Annotated in this window: 16 protein-coding genes; 11 read left to right on the forward strand and 5 right to left on the reverse strand. The window is 71.4% G+C overall.

Going from position 1 to position 18,619, the window contains the following annotated elements:
- Positions 1-74 precede the first annotated feature (74 nt).
- A complete protein-coding gene (locus ACFZA0_RS19870) occupies positions 75-1,304 on the reverse strand; it encodes a DUF349 domain-containing protein (RefSeq protein WP_391018355.1) in 1,230 nt (409 codons plus the stop codon).
- Between the two features lie 146 nt (positions 1,305-1,450).
- Entirely contained in the window at positions 1,451-2,278 is an 828-nt protein-coding gene (locus tag ACFZA0_RS19875) for a peptidylprolyl isomerase (protein WP_391018358.1), read from the reverse strand.
- 182 nt (positions 2,279-2,460) lie between these two features.
- Between ACFZA0_RS19875 and ACFZA0_RS19880 the strand changes: the two genes are divergently transcribed.
- Together ACFZA0_RS19880 and hisS are read left to right on the forward strand one after the other, a co-directional pair.
- Positions 2,461-3,171, forward strand: coding sequence for an MBL fold metallo-hydrolase (locus tag ACFZA0_RS19880; RefSeq protein WP_391018361.1), 711 nt, complete (start codon positions 2,461-2,463; stop codon positions 3,169-3,171).
- An 11-nt stretch (positions 3,172-3,182) separates the two neighbouring features.
- The gene (hisS, locus tag ACFZA0_RS19885) at positions 3,183-4,445 is read left to right on the forward strand and encodes a histidine--tRNA ligase (RefSeq protein WP_391018363.1); all 1,263 of its coding nucleotides are present in this window, start codon (positions 3,183-3,185) and stop codon (positions 4,443-4,445) included.
- A 53-nt stretch (positions 4,446-4,498) separates the two neighbouring features.
- Here the strand turns inward: hisS and ACFZA0_RS19890 are convergent, their stop codons facing one another.
- Positions 4,499-5,359 (reverse strand): ABC transporter permease, encoded by an 861-nt coding sequence (locus tag ACFZA0_RS19890; RefSeq protein ID WP_391018701.1) that lies wholly within the window; start codon positions 5,357-5,359, stop codon positions 4,499-4,501.
- A gap of 11 nt (positions 5,360-5,370) precedes the next feature.
- Positions 5,371-6,237: an ATP-binding cassette domain-containing protein gene (locus ACFZA0_RS19895; RefSeq protein ID WP_391018366.1), complete on the reverse strand. Its 867-nt coding sequence runs from the start codon at positions 6,235-6,237 to the stop codon at positions 5,371-5,373.
- A gap of 156 nt (positions 6,238-6,393) precedes the next feature.
- Between ACFZA0_RS19895 and ACFZA0_RS19900 the strand changes: the two genes are divergently transcribed.
- From ACFZA0_RS19900 to rpsD, 3 genes are all read left to right on the forward strand, one after another.
- The gene (locus tag ACFZA0_RS19900; protein WP_391018367.1) at positions 6,394-7,047 is read left to right on the forward strand and encodes a vitamin K epoxide reductase family protein; all 654 of its coding nucleotides are present in this window, start codon (positions 6,394-6,396) and stop codon (positions 7,045-7,047) included.
- Between the two features lie 78 nt (positions 7,048-7,125).
- Complete coding sequence (locus ACFZA0_RS19905) at positions 7,126-8,481, forward strand: AAA family ATPase (protein WP_391018370.1); 1,356 nt, start codon at positions 7,126-7,128, stop codon at positions 8,479-8,481.
- Between the two features lie 380 nt (positions 8,482-8,861).
- The gene (rpsD, locus tag ACFZA0_RS19910; RefSeq protein ID WP_391018373.1) at positions 8,862-9,476 is read left to right on the forward strand and encodes a 30S ribosomal protein S4; all 615 of its coding nucleotides are present in this window, start codon (positions 8,862-8,864) and stop codon (positions 9,474-9,476) included.
- A gap of 7 nt (positions 9,477-9,483) precedes the next feature.
- Here rpsD and ACFZA0_RS19915 read toward each other — a convergent pair whose 3' ends face one another.
- A complete protein-coding gene (locus ACFZA0_RS19915; protein WP_391018376.1) occupies positions 9,484-11,694 on the reverse strand; it encodes an AAA family ATPase in 2,211 nt (736 codons plus the stop codon).
- A gap of 177 nt (positions 11,695-11,871) precedes the next feature.
- Here ACFZA0_RS19915 and ACFZA0_RS19920 point away from each other — a divergent pair, with 177 nt between their 5' ends.
- The 6 genes from ACFZA0_RS19920 to ACFZA0_RS19945 all read left to right on the forward strand — a co-directional run bounded on the left by ACFZA0_RS19920 (position 11,872) and on the right by ACFZA0_RS19945 (position 18,584).
- Entirely contained in the window at positions 11,872-12,339 is a 468-nt protein-coding gene (locus tag ACFZA0_RS19920) for a DUF948 domain-containing protein (RefSeq protein WP_391018379.1), read from the forward strand.
- Positions 12,340-12,347: 8 nt separating this feature from the next.
- A complete protein-coding gene (locus ACFZA0_RS19925; protein ID WP_391018381.1) occupies positions 12,348-12,707 on the forward strand; it encodes a hypothetical protein in 360 nt (119 codons plus the stop codon).
- Positions 12,707-15,379, forward strand: a complete 2,673-nt coding sequence (gene alaS, locus ACFZA0_RS19930; RefSeq protein WP_391018384.1) for an alanine--tRNA ligase — start codon at positions 12,707-12,709, stop codon at positions 15,377-15,379. Before ACFZA0_RS19925 ends, alaS begins: the two co-directional genes overlap by 1 nt.
- The gene (gene ruvX, locus ACFZA0_RS19935; protein ID WP_391018387.1) at positions 15,379-15,843 is read left to right on the forward strand and encodes a Holliday junction resolvase RuvX; all 465 of its coding nucleotides are present in this window, start codon (positions 15,379-15,381) and stop codon (positions 15,841-15,843) included. The genes alaS and ruvX overlap by 1 nt, the downstream gene beginning before the upstream one ends.
- Positions 15,844-15,964: 121 nt before the next feature.
- Positions 15,965-17,764 carry an endolytic transglycosylase MltG gene (mltG, locus tag ACFZA0_RS19940; RefSeq protein ID WP_391018389.1) on the forward strand — a complete coding sequence of 600 codons (1,800 nt, stop codon included), beginning with the start codon at positions 15,965-15,967 and terminating at the stop codon, positions 17,762-17,764.
- Positions 17,745-18,584: a shikimate dehydrogenase gene (locus ACFZA0_RS19945; RefSeq protein ID WP_391018391.1), complete on the forward strand. Its 840-nt coding sequence runs from the start codon at positions 17,745-17,747 to the stop codon at positions 18,582-18,584. Before mltG ends, ACFZA0_RS19945 begins: the two co-directional genes overlap by 20 nt.
- Positions 18,585-18,619: the final 35 nt, after the last annotated feature.

Raw genomic sequence — 18,619 nt, forward strand, 5'->3', positions numbered from 1 at the left:
CGGGCACGCGGAAGGGGCCCCGTACGCCTCGTACGGGGCCCCTTCCGCGTGCTGTGCCGGTGCGGCGGCCGGTGTCAGCCGCCGAACTCGTGCAGGCCCTTCAGCGCCTGGTCCAGCAGCGCCTGCCGGCCCTCAAGCTCCCGTTCGAGCTTGTCGGCCCGCGAGGCGTTGCCCGCCGCGCGCGCCTGCTCGATCTGGCCGTGCAGCTTGTCCACCGCCGCCTGGAGCTGACCGGTCAGCCCCTGGGCGCGCGCACGCGCCTCCGGGTTGGTCCGGCGCCACTCGGCCTCCTCGGCCTCTTGGAGCGCCCGCTCGACGGTGTGCATCCGGCCCTCGACCTTGGGACGGGCGTCCCGCGGCACGTGGCCGACGGCCTCCCAGCGCTCGTTGAGCGAGCGGAACGCGGCCCGCGCGCTCTTGAGGTCCTGGATCGGCAGGAGCTTCTCGGCCTCCTCGGCCAGCTCCTCCTTGAGCTTCAGGTTCTCCGTCTGCTCGGCGTCCCGCTCCGCGAACAGCGCGCCCCGCGCGGCGAAGAACACGTCCTGGGCGCCGCGGAAGCGGTTCCACAGGTCGTCCTCGTGCTCGCGCTGCGCACGGCCCGCGGCCTTCCACTCCGTCATCAGGTCGCGGTAGCGCGCGGCCGTCGGACCCCAGTCCGTCGAGCCCGACAGCGACTCCGCCTCGGCGACCAGCTTCTCCTTCGCCTTGCGGGCGTCCTCGCGCTGCGCGTCGAGCTGCGCGAAGTGCGCCTTGCGGCGCTTGGAGAAGGCGGACCGGGCGTGCGAGAAGCGGTGCCACAGCTCGTCGTCCGACTTGCGGTCCAGCCGCGGCAGACCCTTCCAGGTGTCCACCAGCGCCCGCAGCCGCTCGCCCGCGGAGCGCCACTGGTCGGACTGGGCCAACTCCTCGGCCTCGGCGACCAGTTGCTCCTTGGCGTGCCGGGCCTCGTCGGTCTGCTGCGCCCGCTGCGCCTTGCGCTCCTCACGGCGCGCGTCGACGTTCGCGACGAGCTTGTCCAGCCGGTCCCGCAGTGCCTGGAGGTCGCCGACCGCGTGATGGGCGTCGACCTGCTCCCGCAGGTGCTCGATGGCGGCGAGAGCGTCCTTCGGCGCCAGGTCGGTGGTCGTCACCCGGCGTTCCAGGAGGCCGATCTCCACGACCAGACCCTCGTACTTGCGCTCGAAGTAGGCCAGTGCCTCGTCGGGCGATCCGGCCTGCCAGGAGCCGACGACCTGCTCGCCGTCGGCCGTACGCACGTACACGGTCCCCGTCTCGTCGACGCGTCCCCACGGGTCGCTGCTCACAGCGCCTCCTCCACATGATGTCCGCGGGGGGCCGCATGAGCTCCCCCGGGCATCGTCCACAGTTTCGTCACGGCCAACATAGGCGAACGGCGGGTTGCCTGTCCGCATCCCGGGCAACGGAAGTTCCGCCTTCGGGGACACCGTGCTCAGGACTTGGTGACGGTCGCCTTGTTGATCACAACCGTCGCGTTCGGGGCACCGTCACCCGCTCCGGTGCTCTCGCCCGCCGCCGCGATCTTCTTGAGCACCTTCATGCCCGAGGCCGAAACGGTACCGAAGGGCGTGTAGTTGGGGGAGAGCTGGCTGTCCTGGTACACCAGGAAGAACTGGCTGCCGCCCGTGTGCGCCGTGCCGGTGTTCGCCATCGCGATCGTGCCGGCCGGGTAGACGTTGCCCTTCAGGCTCTTGTCCTTCAGGTTCTCGTCCGGAATCGTGTAGCCCGGACCGCCGCTGCCGGCGCCCGTCGGGTCACCGCACTGCAGCACGTAGATGCCCGTGGTGGTGAGCCGGTGGCACTTGGTGTGGTCGAAGAACCCCTTGGCGGCAAGGAAGTTGAACGAGTTCACCGTGTGCGGTGCCGCCGCCGTCTTCAGCGCGACGTCTATCTCGCCGCAGGTCGTGGCGAGTTGCATCGAGTACTTCGCCGACTTGTCGATCGTCATCGCCGGCTCCTTCTTCCAGCTCAGCGACTTGATCTTGCCCGCCGCCGGCTTCTCGCACGGGTCGGGCGCCTTGCTCGCCGACGCGCTCGCGCTGGGGCTGGCCGCGGCACTCGCGTTGCTCTTGTTGTCGTCGTCGCCCTTGAGGACGCCCGTCGTGTACAGCGCGACGCTGCCTATGACGACCACACCGAGGACCGACGCGATCACGGAATTGCGGACCCGCGCCCTGCGCCGCGCCGAGGTGCGCCGCTGCTGCTGCCGCAAGAACTTCTCCCGGGCGAGCTGACGCCGCCGCTGCTCCTGGGTGACCACCGGTTCTCTCCTCATGCGTTCGCGTACACAGGTCGGATACGCGCGCGTCCTCGTGTGCCGACCGCCCGCGTGTGCCCCGTACCGTATATGGGTTCGCTGAGGATTCGGCAGCGCCGGTAGGCTCTGACCACAGCCGAAGCCCGCGATCCGGGCCGCCCGAACCGACACAACGAAGGACGATCGTGCTCATTGCCGGGTTTCCCGCCGGTGCCTGGGGGACGAACTGTTACCTCGTCGCCCCCGCAGCGGGCGAGGAGTGCGTGATCATCGACCCGGGCCACCTGGCCGCCCAGGGAGTCGAGGACGCCGTCAGGAAGCACCGGCTCAAGCCCGTCGCCGTCGTCCTCACGCACGGCCACATCGACCACGTGGCGTCCGTCGTCCCGGTGTGCGGCGCGAGCGACGTGCCCGCCTGGATCCACCCCGCCGACCGCTACATGATGAGCGACCCGGAGAAGGCGCTCGGCCGCTCCATCGGGATGCCGCTCATGGGCGAACTCACCGTGGGGGAGCCCGACGACGTGCGCGAACTCACCGACGGGGCACGGCTGAGCCTCGCGGGACTCGACCTCACCGTCGACCACGCGCCCGGCCATACCAAGGGGTCGGTGACCTTCGGGACGCCCGGGGCGGCGGACGTGCCGCCGATCCTGTTCTCGGGCGACCTGCTGTTCGCCGGCTCCGTCGGACGCAGTGACCTGCCCGGCGGCGACCCGGCCGAGCTGCTCGACTCGCTGGCCCGCGTGTGCCTGCCGCTCGACGACTCGACCGTGGTGCTGTCCGGCCACGGCCCCCAGACGACCATCGGCCAGGAGCGCGCCACCAACCCGTACATGCGGCAGGTGGCGGCGCCCGGCCACGGGAGCGCGGACGCTCCCCGACGAGGAATGTGACGAGTACTTCCGTGAGCACCTTCAAGGCCCCCAAGGGCACCTACGACCTGATCCCGCCGGACAGCGCCAAGTACCTCGCGGTGCGCGAGGCGATCGCGGCCCCGCTGCGCAACTCCGGCTACGGCTACGTCGAGACCCCCGGCTTCGAGAACGTCGAGCTGTTCGCCCGCGGTGTCGGCGAGTCCACCGACATCGTGACCAAGGAGATGTACGCCTTCGAGACCAAGGGCGGCGACCGCCTCGCCCTGCGCCCCGAGGGCACCGCCTCCGTGCTGCGCGCGGCACTGGAGGCCAACCTGCACAAGGCCGGCAACCTCCCGGTCAAGCTCTGGTACTCGGGCTCCTACTACCGCTACGAGCGCCCGCAGAAGGGCCGCTACCGGCACTTCTCCCAGGTCGGCGCCGAGGCGATCGGGGCCGAGGACCCGGCGCTGGACGCCGAGTTGATCATCCTGGCCGACCAGGCGTACCGCTCGCTGGGCCTGCGCACCTTCCGCATCCTGCTCAACAGCCTCGGCGACAAGGAGTGCCGCCCCGTGTACCGGGACGCGCTCCAGGAGTTCCTGCGCGGCCTCGACCTCGACGAGGACACGCTGCGCCGCGCCGAGATCAACCCGCTGCGGGTCCTCGACGACAAGCGCGCCGACGTCCAGAAGCAGCTCACCGACGCCCCGCTGCTGCGCGACTACCTGTGCGACGCCTGCAAGGCGTACCACGAGGAGGTCCGCGAGCTGATCACGGCGGCCGGCGTCGCCTTCGAGGACGACCCGCGACTGGTGCGCGGCCTGGACTACTACACGCGCACCACCTTCGAGTTCGTCCACGACGGCCTCGGCTCGCAGTCCGCGGTCGGCGGCGGCGGGCGCTACGACGGCCTGTCCGAGATGATCGGCGGCCCCGCGCTGCCCTCGGTCGGCTGGGCGCTCGGCGTCGACCGCACCGTCCTCGCGCTGGAGGCGGAGGGCGTCGAGCTCCAACTGCCCGCCACCACCAGCGTGTTCGCGGTGCCGCTCGGCGAGGAGGCCCGGCGCGTGCTGTTCGCCAAGGTCACCGAGCTGCGCAAGGTCGGCATCGCCGCCGACTTCTCGTACGGCGCCAAGGGGCTCAAGGGCGCCATGAAGAACGCCAACCGCAGCGGCGCGCGCTTCACCGTCGTCGCGGGGGAGCGGGACCTCGCCGAGGGCGTCGTCCAGCTCAAGGACATGGAGTCCGGCGAGCAGACCGCGATCGGCGTCGGCGAGATCGTCGCGGAGCTGGAGTCCCGGCTCGGCTGACGGCAGGGAACGGACGGGTGGGGCGGTGCCGCACGCGGGCACCGCCCCTCCCGCTACCCCTCCCGCCGGTCCTTCCAGCGGAACGTCAGCAGGCACAGCACCAGCGCGCCCACGCACCACGCGCCGAGCACCAGCGCGCACCGCCCGAACTCCCACTGCCCGGTCTGCTCCAGCACCCGCGCGGAGTCCGGCAGGAACACCCCGCGCAGGCCCTGGCACATCCACTTCAGCGGGAACAGGGCGCCGATGTTCAGCATCCACTCCGGCAGGTCGTCCACCGAGATGTACACCCCGGAGACGAACTGGAGCACCAGGAACGGCAGCACGACCACCGAGCTCGCGCTCTTCGCCGACCGGGGCAGCGAGCTGACGGCCACCCCGAGCAGCGCGCACGCGGTCAGACCCAGCACGAAGATCCAGGCGAAGTCCCCCCAGCGGGCCGCCGTCGACGGCAGCGGCACGTCGTAGAACACGGCCCCGACGGTGAGCAGCAGCGCCGTCTCCAGCGCACCGGTCACCAGCACCAGCCAGATCTTGCCCAGGAAGTACGCGGCGGGCGGCATCGGTGTGCCCCGCAGCCGGCGCAGCATCTTCTCGTCGCGTTCCACGGCGATGGAGATGCCCAGCGACTGGAACCCGGTGGACATGATCCCGGACGCGATCATCGCGGGAACGTAGAGCTGCGAGGCGGTGACCCCGGTCCCGCGCAGGTCGTCGTCGAAGATCGAGGCGAACAGGAACAGCAGCACGACCGGGAACGAGAACGTGAACACGACCTGGTCGCGCTGGCGGAAGAACTGCCGGATCTCCAGGCCGCCCCGCCGCAGCCCCAGCGCCCAGGCCCCGGGCAGCCGCCGCGCGTCGGGTGCGCCCGTCGTGTCCGTGGCGCGCGCGTCCCCGCCGTCCGCGGGCAGGGCCTCGGCGCTCACCGCGCGTCCTCCTGTCCGGTCAGCCGCAGGTACACGTCCTCCAGGGTGGGGCGGCCGACCCGCAGCCCCGGTATCTCCCCGTCGAAGCGCTCCATGAGGGCGGCGACCGCGGCGGTGGGCGTCGTGGTGCGCTCGTCGCGCGGCGTGCCGTCCGGGTCGGTCCACTCGACGACGGCCTCCGTGCCGTACCGCTCGCGCAGGGCCGCCGGTGTGCCCTCGGCGGCGATCCGGCCGCCCGCGAGCACCGCGAGGCGGTCCGCGAGCGCCTCCGCCTCCTCCAGGTAGTGCGTGGTCAGCAGGATCGTGGTGCCCTCGGCGGCGAGTTTGCGCACCAGGTCCCAGAACCGCCGCCGCGCGGCCGGGTCGAAGCCCGTCGTGGGCTCGTCCAGCAGCAGCAGCTCGGGGCCGCCGATCACGCCGAGCGCCACGTCGAGACGACGGCGCTGCCCGCCCGAGAGCCCCTTGACCCGGCTGTCCGCCTTCTCCTCCAGACCGACCAGACGGATCACCTCCGCCGGGTCGCGCGGTGCCGGGTAGTAGTGCGCGAAGTGCCGCACCGTCTCCCGGACCGTCAACTCGGCGGGTGCCGATTCGTCCTGCCAGACGATCCCGATCCGCGAGCGCCACGCGCGCGTGCCCGACGCCGGGTCGCCGCCGAGCACCCGCACCTCGCCCCCGTCCCGCGAGCGGTGCCCCTGAAGGATCTCCACCGTCGTGCTCTTGCCCGCCCCGTTGGGCCCCAGCAGGCCGAACACCTCGCCGCGCCGCACGAAGAGGTCCACGCCGTCGACGGCCGTGACCTCCCCGTACCGCTTGCGCAGCCCCCGTACCTCCACCGCGAGATCGTCCCCGTGAACAGTCATGCGCAGAGTGTGGGCCGCGGCGGGTGCCCGCGTCACCACCGCGGGCACCCGCGCACGGGACTTCCTTATGCGGATCGAACGGTGGACACCCGCGCGTGTGCGGCACAATGACCGGGTCCGAAGAACATCCGGCCCCCGACCGACGGAATCGGCGTGATGAGCAAGACGACTGTGAGAGAGGTCTCCACCGACCCCGCCCCGGAGAACGATCCGGTGTCCCGTTCGGTCGGCGGCAGCCGTGCCTTCGCCGTACTGCTGCTGATCACCGGCGCCGCCGGACTGCTTGCCGCGTGGGTCATCACGATCGACAAGTTCAAGCTGCTGGAGGCCAAGGTCGCCGGGACGACCTTCACCCCCGGGTGCAGCCTCAACCCCGTCGTCTCCTGCGGCAGCGTCATGGAGTCCGAGCAGGCGCACGCCTTCGGCTTCCCGAACCCGATGCTGGGCCTGGTCTGCTACGGCATCGTGATCTGCGTCGGCATGAGTCTGCTGGCCCGCGCCCGCTTCCCGCGCTGGTACTGGCTCACCTTCAACTTCGGCACCCTGTTCGGTGTGGGCTTCTGCACCTGGCTGCAGTTCCAGTCCCTGTACCGGATCAACGCGCTGTGCCTGTGGTGCTGCCTCGCGTGGGTCGCCACGATCACCATGTTCTGGTACGTGACCTCCTTCAACGTCCGCAACTCCCTGCTTCCCGGGCCGCGTTGGCTGAAGTCCTTCTTCAGCGAGTTCACCTGGGTGCTGCCGGTGCTGCACATCGGGATCATCGGCGTGCTGATCCTGACCCGCTGGTGGACCTTCTGGACGAGCTGACCGGCCGGGTCCGGTCACCCGACGCACGCCCCGGCCTCGGCCGGGGCGTTGTCAGTGGGGTGACATAGGGTTTTGTCCGTGGAGCCCGACCTTTTCACCGCCGCGGCGGAAGAACGCCAGGAGAAGGATCCGTCCGGCAGTCCCCTGGCGGTACGCATGCGTCCCCGCACCCTCGACGAGGTCGAGGGGCAGCAGCACCTGCTCAAACCGGGCTCACCACTGCGCCGCCTGGTCGGCGAGGGTGCCGGCGGCCCGGCCGGTCCCTCCTCGGTGATCCTCTGGGGCCCGCCCGGCACCGGCAAGACCACCCTGGCGTACGTCGTCTCGAAGGCGACCAACAAGCGCTTCGTGGAGCTCTCCGCGATCACCGCGGGCGTCAAGGAGGTCCGCGCGGTCATCGAGGGCGCCCGCCGCGCCACCGGCGGCTACGGCAAGGAGACCGTCCTCTTCCTCGACGAGATCCACCGCTTCAGCAAGGCCCAGCAGGACTCCCTGCTGCCCGCCGTCGAGAACCGCTGGGTGACCCTCATCGCGGCCACCACGGAGAACCCGTACTTCTCGGTGATCTCCCCGCTGCTGTCCCGCTCCCTGCTGCTCACCCTCGAACCGCTCACCGACGACGACCTGCGCGGCCTGCTGCGCCGCGCGCTCACCGACGAACGCGGCCTGCGCGGCGCCGTCACCCTCCCCGCGGACACCGAGGACCACCTGCTGCGCATCGCGGGCGGTGACGCCCGGCGCGCGCTGACCGCCCTGGAGGCCGCCGCGGGCGCCGCGCTCGACAAGGGCGAGGCGGAGATCGCGCTCGGCACCCTGGAGGAGACGGTCGACCGCGCGGCCGTCACCTACGACCGGGACGGCGACCAGCACTACGACGTCGCCAGCGCCCTCATCAAGTCCATCCGCGGCTCCGACGTCGACGCCGCCCTGCACTACCTCGCGCGGATGATCGACGCCGGCGAGGACCCCCGCTTCATCGCCCGCCGGCTGATGATCTCCGCCAGCGAGGACATCGGCCTGGCCGACCCGAACGCCCTGCCGATCGCGGTCGCCGCCGCGCAGGCCGTCGCGATGATCGGCTTCCCCGAGGCGGCCCTCACCCTCAGCCACGCCACCATCGCGCTGGCCCTCGCCCCGAAGTCCAACGCCGCGACCACCGCGATCGGCGCCGCCCTCGCCGACGTCCGCAAGGGCCACGCCGGCCAGGTCCCGCCGCACCTGCGCGACGGCCACTACCAGGGCGCCGCGAAGCTGGGCCACGCGCAGGGGTACGTCTACCCGCACGACCTGCCGGAGGGCATCGCCGCCCAGCAGTACGCGCCGGACAGCATCAAGGACCGCGAGTACTACGAACCGACCCGGCACGGCGCCGAGGCCCGGTACGCGGACGCCGTCGAGTGGACCCGCAGGAACCTGGGCCGCAGGGACTCCTGAGCGCCGGCCCGCCCGGCGGCCCCCGGAGCCCGGTCGGGAGTGCTCCCGCGGAGCCTGTACGATGGCTCGCAGTGCTGCGTCCCGTGTCCGGCTTCGGCCGACATCACCAGAACGGGACATTCAGCCGGAGACCCGGCCCCCGGGCGGGGTTCTCCAGGAGCGTCGCGCACCGTCGAAGGTGTCGCGGGCAGCCCACCACCCCCCGTACTTCCGGGACCGGTCGGTGGGCCACTCGCGTGCTGCACGTATGTGCCCAGACCAGGGGAGCGGCTGCCCGACAGGTTCCACGCGGACCTCAAGGGTTTCCCCGGCTGCGGATTGCGACCTCCCCTAACCCTGGTGAAGCCGTATTCGCATCAGAGACACGAGGTGTTTGGTTCATGCCGAACCAGTCCCGCCCCAAGGTCAAGAAGTCGCGTGCCCTCGGCATCGCGCTGACCCCGAAGGCCGTCAAGTACTTCGAGGCCCGCCCCTACCCGCCGGGTGAGCACGGCCGCGGCCGCAAGCAGAACTCGGACTACAAGGTCCGTCTGCTGGAGAAGCAGCGCCTGCGCGCGCAGTACGACGTGTCCGAGCGTCAGCTCGTCCGCGCCTACGAGCGTGCCTCCAAGGTGCAGGGCAAGACCGGCGAGGCCCTGATCATCGAGCTGGAGCGTCGTCTCGACGCGCTGGTCCTGCGTTCGGGCATCGCCCGCACGATCTACCAGGCCCGCCAGATGGTCGTCCACGGCCACATCGAGGTCAACGGCCAGAAGGTCGACAAGCCCTCGTTCCGCGTCCGTCCCGACGACGTCGTGATGGTCCGCGAGCGCAGCCGTCAGAAGCCGCTGTTCGAGATCGCCCGCGAGGGTGGCTTCGCCCCCGACGGCGAGACCCCGCGCTACCTCCAGGTGAACCTGCGCGCCCTCGCGTTCCGCCTGGACCGCGACCCGAACCGCAAGGAGATCCCGGTCATCTGCGACGAGCAGCTCGTCGTCGAGTACTACGCCCGCTGATCTTCCTTCAGCGGTCGTAGGGACCCTCTCCGCGTCGGCCCGCCGACTCCCCGCCCCTGTGGGCGGGCGAGGCGGCGGGCCTTCGCACGTCCGGGGCCGTGCCGCCGCCGTGCCGCGCGCCGTCCCGGGGCGCGGGCGGCGCGGGGGCCGTCCGCGCCGCCTCCGTCCAGCCGAGCGCGCGGGCGACCGCCGCGTCCCGGGTCAGCCCCGCCCCCTCCTCCGCGCACCGCCCGTACCGCTCGTCGCCCAGCGCGCGGCGGGCCGCCGTCTCGCAGCGCTCGTGCGGCGCGTGGTAGTACGCGGAGCCGAACAGCGGCAGCCCCACCGAGGGCCACTGCGCCGCCGCGGCGCCCTGGAGCACCGCCGCCTCCGCCGGGTCGCCCTCGGTCAGCGTGACCAGCGCCAGCAGCTCCAGCGCCAGGACGCAGCCCAGCAGGTCGTGGAAGCCGTGCGCGCCGGCCAGGCAGTCGACCAGCAACTCCCGTGCCTGCGACGGGCGTTCGTCGTGCCAGGCCGCGTACGCGAGGACGTAGAGCGCGTACGAGCGGGTCCACCGCTCGCCGTGGTCCTCGCAGACCTGGCGCACGTCCTCGCACAGCCGCACCGCGTCCGGCAGGTCCCCCTGGAACGCCCGCGTCATCGCCAGTTCGACCTGGCCCATCAGGACGTTGCTGTTGAGTTCGCCGATCTCCCGGTAGCGGTCGAGGGCCGAGCGCAGCAGCGTCTCCGCGCGCTCCACGTCGTCCGTGACCAGGGCGAGGCAGCCCGAACGGTGCTCGGCGTACGCCACGGCCACCGCGTTGGCGGCACGTTCCGCCTCCTCGCGGCACTCCTGGAGCGCGGCGAGCGCCGGGACCCGGTCGCCCTGGAGGATCGCCACGTAGCTCAGCACCCACAGCGCCTTCAGCCGCGACTGCTCGTTGTCGCTCTCGGAGTACAGCCGCACGCTGCGCTCCAGCCAGTGCCTGCCCTCCGCGAGGCGGCCGCAGCCGGCCCAGTAGAACCACAGTGAGCCGGCCAGGTACTGGCCCAGGTGCGTCTGGTCCGGCTCGCCCAGGCAGTACTCCAACGCCCGCCGCAGGTTGGGCAGTTCGGCCTCCATGCGGGCGGCCACCTCGCCCTGCCGGGGGGAGAACCAGTCCAGCTCGCACCAGGTCGCCAGGCCCACGAACCAGTCCCGGTGCCGCCGCCGCAGCCGCTCCGCGTCCCCGGTCGCCTCCAGCCAGTCGGCACCGTAGGCCCGTACCGTCTCCAGCATCCGGTAGCGCACGCCCGTCGCCGTCTCCTCGCGGCTCAGCACGGACTGCGCCAGCAGTTCGGACAGCACGTCGAGCACGTCGTCGGCGTGCAGGCCCTCGCCGCCGCACACGTACTCGGCGGCCTCCAGGTCGAACGCCCCGGCGAACACGGACAGCCGCGACCACAGCAGCCGCTCCGCGGGCGTGCACAGCTCGTGGCTCCAGCCGACGGCGGTGACCAGGGCGCGGTGCCGGTCCGGGCCGCCCCGGTCCCCGCCCGTCAGCAGCCGGAACCGGTCGTCCAGCCGCTCCAGCAACTGGCCGGGCGACAGCGCGCGCAGCCGTCCCGCCGCCAGCTCGACGGCCAGCGGGACGCCGTCGAGCCGGCGGCACAGCTCCCGTACGTCCGCGCGGTGCCGCTCGGCGAGGGCCACGCCCTGTCCGGCGGCCCGGTCCGCGAACAGCTCGGCCGCCGCGTCGGTGTCCAGGGGCGGCAGTTCGACGAGCCGTTCGCCGGTGATCCGCAGGGGCCTGCGGCCGACCGCCAGTACCCGCAACGCGGCGCTGCGGCGCAGCAGTTCGGTCACCAGGTCCGCACACACGTCCACGAGGTGTTCGAACCCGTCGAGCACCAGCAGGAGTTCACGTCCGGCCAGGTCGTCGAGGAGGGTCTCGCGCGGCAGCCGCGCGGTGTGGTCGGCCGGGCCGAGGGCTTCGAGCACGGCGTAGTCGAGCAGTTCGGGGTCGCGCAGCGCCGCCAGGTCCACCCAGCACACCCCGTCGCGCACCGGCCGGGCCGCCGCGGCCCGCGCCGCGAGGCGGGACTTGCCGACCCCGCCCGCGCCGGTGAGCGTCACCAGCCGGGCGGCGTCCAGGGTCCGCGACAGGGCGTCGAGCTCGGCGGCACGGCCCACGAACGCGTTGAGTTCCGGCGGCGGGCCGCCGTTCTCCGGGGCGCCGGGGGCTTGAGCATCTCGCATGGGACACGGAGCGTACTGAACCGTAATCAGTCCGTACAATCGCTTCCCGCGAGTGGGCCCCGCCCGCGGGGGAAATCGGGTACGGAGGCCCGCCCGGGGCGCGATAGGCTCGGTGGGCGACTCTTTATGTTGTTCACGCATGTTTTTGTCTCGCACGTATTTGTCTTCAGGGAGCGGGTGCGCACAGTGTCCGGTGGTGAAGTGGCCGGCATGCTGGTGGCCGTCTTCTGGGCGATCCTGGTCTCCTTCCTGGCCGTCGCGCTGGCGAGGCTGGCCCAGACGCTCAGGGCGACCACCAAGCTCGTCGCGGACGTGACCGACCAGGCCGTCCCGCTGCTGGCCGACGCCTCCTCCGCGGTGCGCTCCGCGCAGACCCAGATCGACCGGGTCGACGCGATCGCCACCGACGTCCAGGAGGTCACGTCGAACGCCTCCGCCCTGTCGACCACCGTCGCCTCCACCTTCGGCGGCCCCCTCGTGAAGGTCGCGGCCTTCGGCTACGGGGTGCGCCGCGCCCTGGGCGGCCGCCGCGACGGCGCGGGGGGAAGTGCGCGGGAGGACGTGCCCGAGAAGACGCCGAGGCGCACCGTGATCGTGGGCCGCAGTGTCCCGGCCGCGCGGCGGACGAAGCGGAAGAAGGACTGAACCCAGCTATGTTCCGCCGTTCCTTCTGGTTCACCACGGGCGTCGCAGCCGGCGTGTGGGCCACCACCAAGGTCAACCGCAAGCTGAGGGCCCTGACCCCCGAGAACCTCGCCGTGCAGGCGGCGAACAAGGCGATCGAGACGGGCGGCCGGATCAAGGACCGCGCCCTCGGTTTCGCCCTCGACGTCCGCGACAACATGGCGCAGCGCGAGGCCGAACTCGGCGACGCGCTCGGCCTGAACGCGTCCGACGGGCACGAACTGCCCGCGCCGGCGCGGCACCGCGTCATCGAGAACAGCAACACCTTCAAGCACACCGGGTACGTCGAGAGGTCGACGTACCGGAACAACCGGAATGAGGACCACTGATGGAGTCGGCTGAGATCCGCCGCCGCTGGCTGAGCTTCTACGAGGAGCGCGGTCACACCGTCGTCCCTTCGGCGTCGCTCATCGCGGACGACCCGACTCTGCTCCTGGTCCCCGCCGGCATGGTGCCCTTCAAGCCGTACTTCCTCGGTGAGGTCAAGCCGCCGTGGTCGCGCGCCACCAGCGTGCAGAAGTGCGTGCGCACCCCTGACATCGAAGAGGTCGGCAAGACCACCCGGCACGGCACCTTCTTCCAGATGTGCGGCAACTTCTCCTTCGGCGACTACTTCAAGGAAGGGGCCATCACCTACGCCTGGGAGCTGCTCACCTCGCCCCAGGACAAGGGTGGTTACGGCCTCGACCCCGAGCGGCTGTGGATCACCGTCTACCTCGACGACGACGAGGCCGAGCGCATCTGGCGCGAGAAGGTCGGCGTCCCCGCCGAGCGCATCCAGCGCCTGGGCAAGAAGGACAACTACTGGTCCATGGGCGTGCCCGGCCCGTGCGGCCCGTGCTCCGAGATCAACTACGACCGCGGCCCCGAGTTCGGCGTTGAGGGCGGCCCGGCCGTCAACGACGAGCGGTACGTGGAGATCTGGAACCTGGTCTTCATGCAGTACGAGCGCGGCGCGGGCATCGGCAAGGAGGACTTCGAGATCCTCGGCGAGCTGCCCAGCAAGAACATCGACACCGGCCTGGGCCTCGAACGTCTCGCCATGATTCTGCAGGGCGTGCAGAACATGTACGAGATCGACACCTCCATGGCCGTCATCGAGCGCGCCACCGAACTCACCGGCGTCGCCTACGGCGAGTCCCACGAGACGGACGTCGCCCTGCGCGTGGTCACCGACCACATGCGCACCTCGGTGATGCTCATCGGCGACGGCGTCAGCCCCGGCAACGAGGGCCGCGGCTACGTGCTGCGCCGCATCATGCGCCGCGCCATCCGCAACATGCGCCTGCTCGGCGCCGGCGGCCCGGTCGTCCGCGACCTCGTCGACACCGTCATCCTGATGATGGGGCAGCAGTACCCGGAGCTGGTCTCCGACCGCGAGCGCATCGAGAAGGTCGCTCTCGCCGAGGAGAACGCCTTCCTCAAGACGCTGAAGGCCGGCACGAACATCCTCGACACCGCCGTCAGCGACACCAAGGCCGCCGGCGGCAAGGTCCTCGCCGGCGACAAGGCGTTCCTGCTGCACGACACCTGGGGCTTCCCCATCGACCTCACCCTGGAGATGGCCGCCGAGCAGGGGCTGTCCGTGGACGAGGACGGCTTCCGGCGCCTGATGAAGGAGCAGCGGGAGCGCGCCAAGGCCGACGCCCAGGCCAAGAAGACCGGCCACGCCGACATGGGCGCCTACCGCGAGATCGCCGACCGCGCCGGCCAGACCGACTTCACCGGGTACAGCGACACCGAGACCGAGTCCACGGTCGTCGGCATCCTCGTCGACGGTGTCTCCTCCCCGGCCGCCACCGAGGGCGACGAGGTCGAGATCGTCCTCGACCGCACCCCCTTCTACGCCGAGGGCGGCGGCCAGATCGGCGACACCGGCCGCATCAAGGTCGCCTCCGGCGCGATCGTCTCCGTGCGGGACACCCAGAAGCCGGTGCCCGGGGTCTACGTCCACAAGGGCGTCGTCCAGGTCGGCGAGGTCACCGTCGGCGACCTGGTCCAGGCCACCATCGACACCCGGCGCCGCAAGTCCATCGCCCGCGCCCACTCCGCCACGCACCTCACCCACCAGGCGCTGCGCGACGCTCTCGGCCCGACGGCCGCCCAGGCCGGTTCGGAGAACCAGCCGGGCCGCTTCCGCTTCGACTTCGGTTCGCCGTCCGCCGTGCCCACGGCCGTGATGACGGACGTCGAGCAGAAGATCAACGAGGTGCTCGCCCGCGACCTCGACGTCCAGGCCGAGGTCATGGGCATCGAGGACGCCAAGAAGCAGGGCGCCATCGCGGAGTTCGGCGAGAAGTACGGCGAGCGCGTGCGCGTCGTGACCATCGGCGACTTCTCCAAGGAGCTGTGCGGCGGCACTCACGTCCACAACACCGCCCAGCTCGGCCTGGTGAAGCTGCTGGGCGAGTCGTCCATCGGCTCCGGCGTGCGCCGCATCGAGGCCCTGGTCGGCGTCGACGCGTACAACTTCCTCGCCCGCGAGCACACGGTGGTCAACCAGCTCACCGAACTGCTCAAGGGCCGCCCGGAGGAGCTTCCCGAGAAGATCTCCGGCATGCTCGGCAAGCTGAAGGACGCCGAGAAGGAGATCGAGAAGTTCCGCGCGGAGAAGGTGCTCCAGGCCGCCGCCGGTCTCGCCTCCAGCGCCAAGGACGTGCACGGCGTCGCCCTCGTCACCGGCCAGGTCCCGGACGGCACCACCGCCGACGACCTGCGTAGGCTGGTGCTCGACGTGCGCGGCCGCATCCAGGGCGGACGGGCCGTCGTGGTCGCGCTGTTCAGCGTCGTCGGCGGCAAGCCGCTGACGGTCATCGCCACCAACGAGGCCGCCCGCGAGCGCGGCCTCAAGGCCGGCGAGCTGGTGCGCGCCGCGGCCAAGACCCTCGGCGGCGGCGGTGGCGGCAAGCCGGACGTGGCCCAGGGCGGCGGCCAGAACGCCGCCGCGGTCGGGGACGCCGTCGACGCCGTCGAGCGCCTCGTGGCGGACACGGCCAAGTGATGCGCCGCGGACGCCGGCTCGCGATCGACGTCGGGGACGCCCGGATCGGGGTCGCCTCGTGCGACCCCGACGGCATCCTCGCCACACCGGTGGAGACCGTTCCGGGACGCGACGTCCCGGCGGCCCACCGCCGGCTGAAGCAGCTCGTCGAGGAGTACGAACCGATCGAGGTCGTGGTCGGTCTGCCCCGCTCCCTCAAGGGGGGCGAGGGGCCGGCCGCGGTCAAGGTCCGGGCGTTCACCGATGAACTCGCCCGGAGTATCAGCCCCGTACCGGTCCGGCTGGTGGACGAGCGGATGACGACGGTGACGGCCAGTCAGGGACTGCGCGCCTCCGGCGTCAGGTCCAGGAAGGGCCGGGCCGTCATCGACCAGGCAGCCGCTGTGATCATCCTTCAGCAGGCACTCGAATCCGAACGGGTGTCAGGCGCTCCGCCCGGCGAGGGCGTCGAAGTGGTCATCTGATCGCGATACGGTAACGTTCCGCGCGATGCGGCGGTGTTCGAACAGTCGCCGCACAGAAAGAGGCGGAACGGGCGCAGGGGTGAAAGCCGCGCGACCGCCGCCTCGCGGCTCTAGGGGATCGATGACTGAGTATGGCCGGGGCCCAGGCTCCGATCCGTGGCACCCGGAGGACCCGTTGTACGGGGACGGCGGCTGGGCAGACCAGCACGGCCACACGGGTCAGCAGTCCTCCTACGACGGCCACCAGCAGAATCACCCGCAGCAGCAGCCCCAGTCGCAGTACGGCGACTGGGGCCAAGGTCATCAGGTCCCCTACGGCCAGGCCCCGCAGCAGCAGTACTACGACGAGCAGAGCGGGCACCCCTACCCCGGCCCGGCGCAGGCGCAGCAGCAGCAGTACCCGTACTACGACGAGCAGGGCAACCAGCACTACCCCGACCAGGGGCAGCAGGCCCCGCAGACGTACGCCGACCCCGCCCAGCAGGGCTACGGGCAGCAGCAGTACCAGCAGGCCCAGCAGCCGCAGTACCCGCAGGAGGGGTACTGGGACGGCACCGGTTCGCACGCGCAGGTGCCGTACGCGGCCGATCCCGGCGACCCCTACGGGCAGCAGGCCGTCAACTACGGCGCGGAGCAGCCCGACTTCTACAACACCCCCGACGCCTACCCGCCGCCGGAGCCGCCGGCCCGCAGGCGCGCCGAGCCCGAACCGCGCACCGACTGGGATCCGGGTCCGGACCAGGGGGAACACGCGTTCTTCGCGGGCGGTGACGACGAGGGCGACGACCTCGACGGCGGCCGGGGCGACCGGCGTGGACGCGACGGCAAGGGCAAGGGCGGCAAGAAGAGACGCAGCGGCTGCGCCTGCATGGTGGTCGTACTGGTGTTCGGCGGCGGCCTCGGCGGCGTCGGCTATTTCGGCTACCAGTTCTACCAAAACCGCTTCGGTGCGGCCCCGGACTACGAGGGCGGGGGCACCGGTTCGGTCAGCGTCACCATCCCCAAGGGCGCGGGCGGCTATGCCATCGGACAGGCGCTGAAGAAGGAGGGCGTCGTCAAGAGCGTCGACGCCTTCGTCTCGGCCCAGTCGCAGAACGCGGACGGCAACAAGATCCAGGCGGGCGTCTATCTGCTCAAGGAGCACATGTCCGCCGCGAGTGCCGTGACATTGATGCTCGACCCGAAGAGCCAGAACAATCTCGTCGTCGCTCCCGGCTGGCGCACCACGAAGGTCTACACCGAACTCGACAAGAAACTCGGCCTTTCCGCCGGCAGCACGCGAAAGGTCGCGAAGGCGGACTGGAAGAGTCTCGGTCTGCCGAGCTGGGCGAACGACAACAAGGACATCAAGGACCCGCTGGAAGGATTCCTCTACCCCGGGACCTACGGTGTCGCGAAGGGCATGAAGCCCCGGGCGATCCTCAAGCAGATGGTCTCCCAGGCGAACGAGGCCTACGGCAGGTACGACCTCGCGGCCAAGGCGAAGACGCTCGGTCTCGACAGCCCGTTGCAGGTCATCACGGTCGCGAGCCTCGTCCAGGCGGAGGGCAAGACCTCGGACGACTACCGCAAGATGGCCGAGGTGGTCTACAACCGCCTCAAGCCCACGAACACCGAGACCAACCAGCTCCTCCAGTTCGACTCGACCTTCAACTACCTGAAGGGCGAGAGCAACATCAACATCAGCATCAACGAGATCTACAGCAACAAGGACCCGTACAACACCTATACGCAGAAGGGTCTTCCGCCGGGCCCGATCGACAACCCCGGAGAAGACGCGCTCGACGCGACATTCGATCCGACCGACCAGGGCTGGATCTACTTCGTCGCGACGGACGGCCAGGAGAAGACGGAATTCGCGAAGACGCTCGCGGAATTCAACAGGCTCAAGGAAAAATTCGATGACAGCTCGGGCAACTGACGCCCGCCGGGCGGCCGTTCTCGGGTCGCCCATCGCCCACTCGCTCTCCCCGGTGCTGCACCGCGCCGCGTACGCGGAACTGGGCCTGACGGACTGGTCGTACGACCTGTTCGACGTCGACGAGGCGGCGCTGCCCGGCTTCGTGGCCGGGCTCGGCCCCGAGTGGGCCGGGCTCTCGCTGACGATGCCGCTCAAGCGCGCGGTCATACCCCTCCTCGACGAGATCACCGAGACCGCCGCCTCCGTGGAGACCGTCAACACCCTGGTGTTCACCGACGACGGCCGGAAGACCGGCGACAACACCGACATCCCCGGCATGGTCGCCGCCCTCCGCGAGCGCGGCGTCGAACAGGTCGAGAGCGCCGCGATCCTCGGCGCCGGCGCCACCGCGTCCTCCGCCCTCGCCGCCCTCGCCCGGGTGTGCACCGGCGAGGTCGTCGCCTACGTCCGCAGCGCCGGGCGCGCCGCCGAGATGAGGGGCTGGGGCGAGCGGCTCGGCGTCCCCGTGCGCACCGCCGACTGGGCCGACGCCGCCGAGGCGCTGCGCGCGCCCCTCGTCGTGGCCACCACCCCGGCCGGTGCCACCGACGCCCTCGCCGCCGAGATCCCGGAGCGCCCGGCCACCCTCTTCGACGTCCTGTACGACCCGTGGCCGACCGGGCTCGCCGCCCGCTGGTCCGCGTACGGCGGGGCCGTCGTCGGGGGCCTGGACCTGCTCGTCCACCAGGCGGTCCTCCAGGTCGAGCAGATGACCGGCCGCAAGCCCGCCCCGGTCGCCGCCATGCGCGCGGCGGGCGAGGCCGCGCTCGCCGCCCGCTGACGTCCGCCGGCACCGGGCCGCGGGTGCCCGCCGCC

The organism is Streptomyces sp. NPDC008150 (assembly GCF_042956945.1).
Taxonomy (GTDB): domain Bacteria; phylum Actinomycetota; class Actinomycetes; order Streptomycetales; family Streptomycetaceae; genus Streptomyces.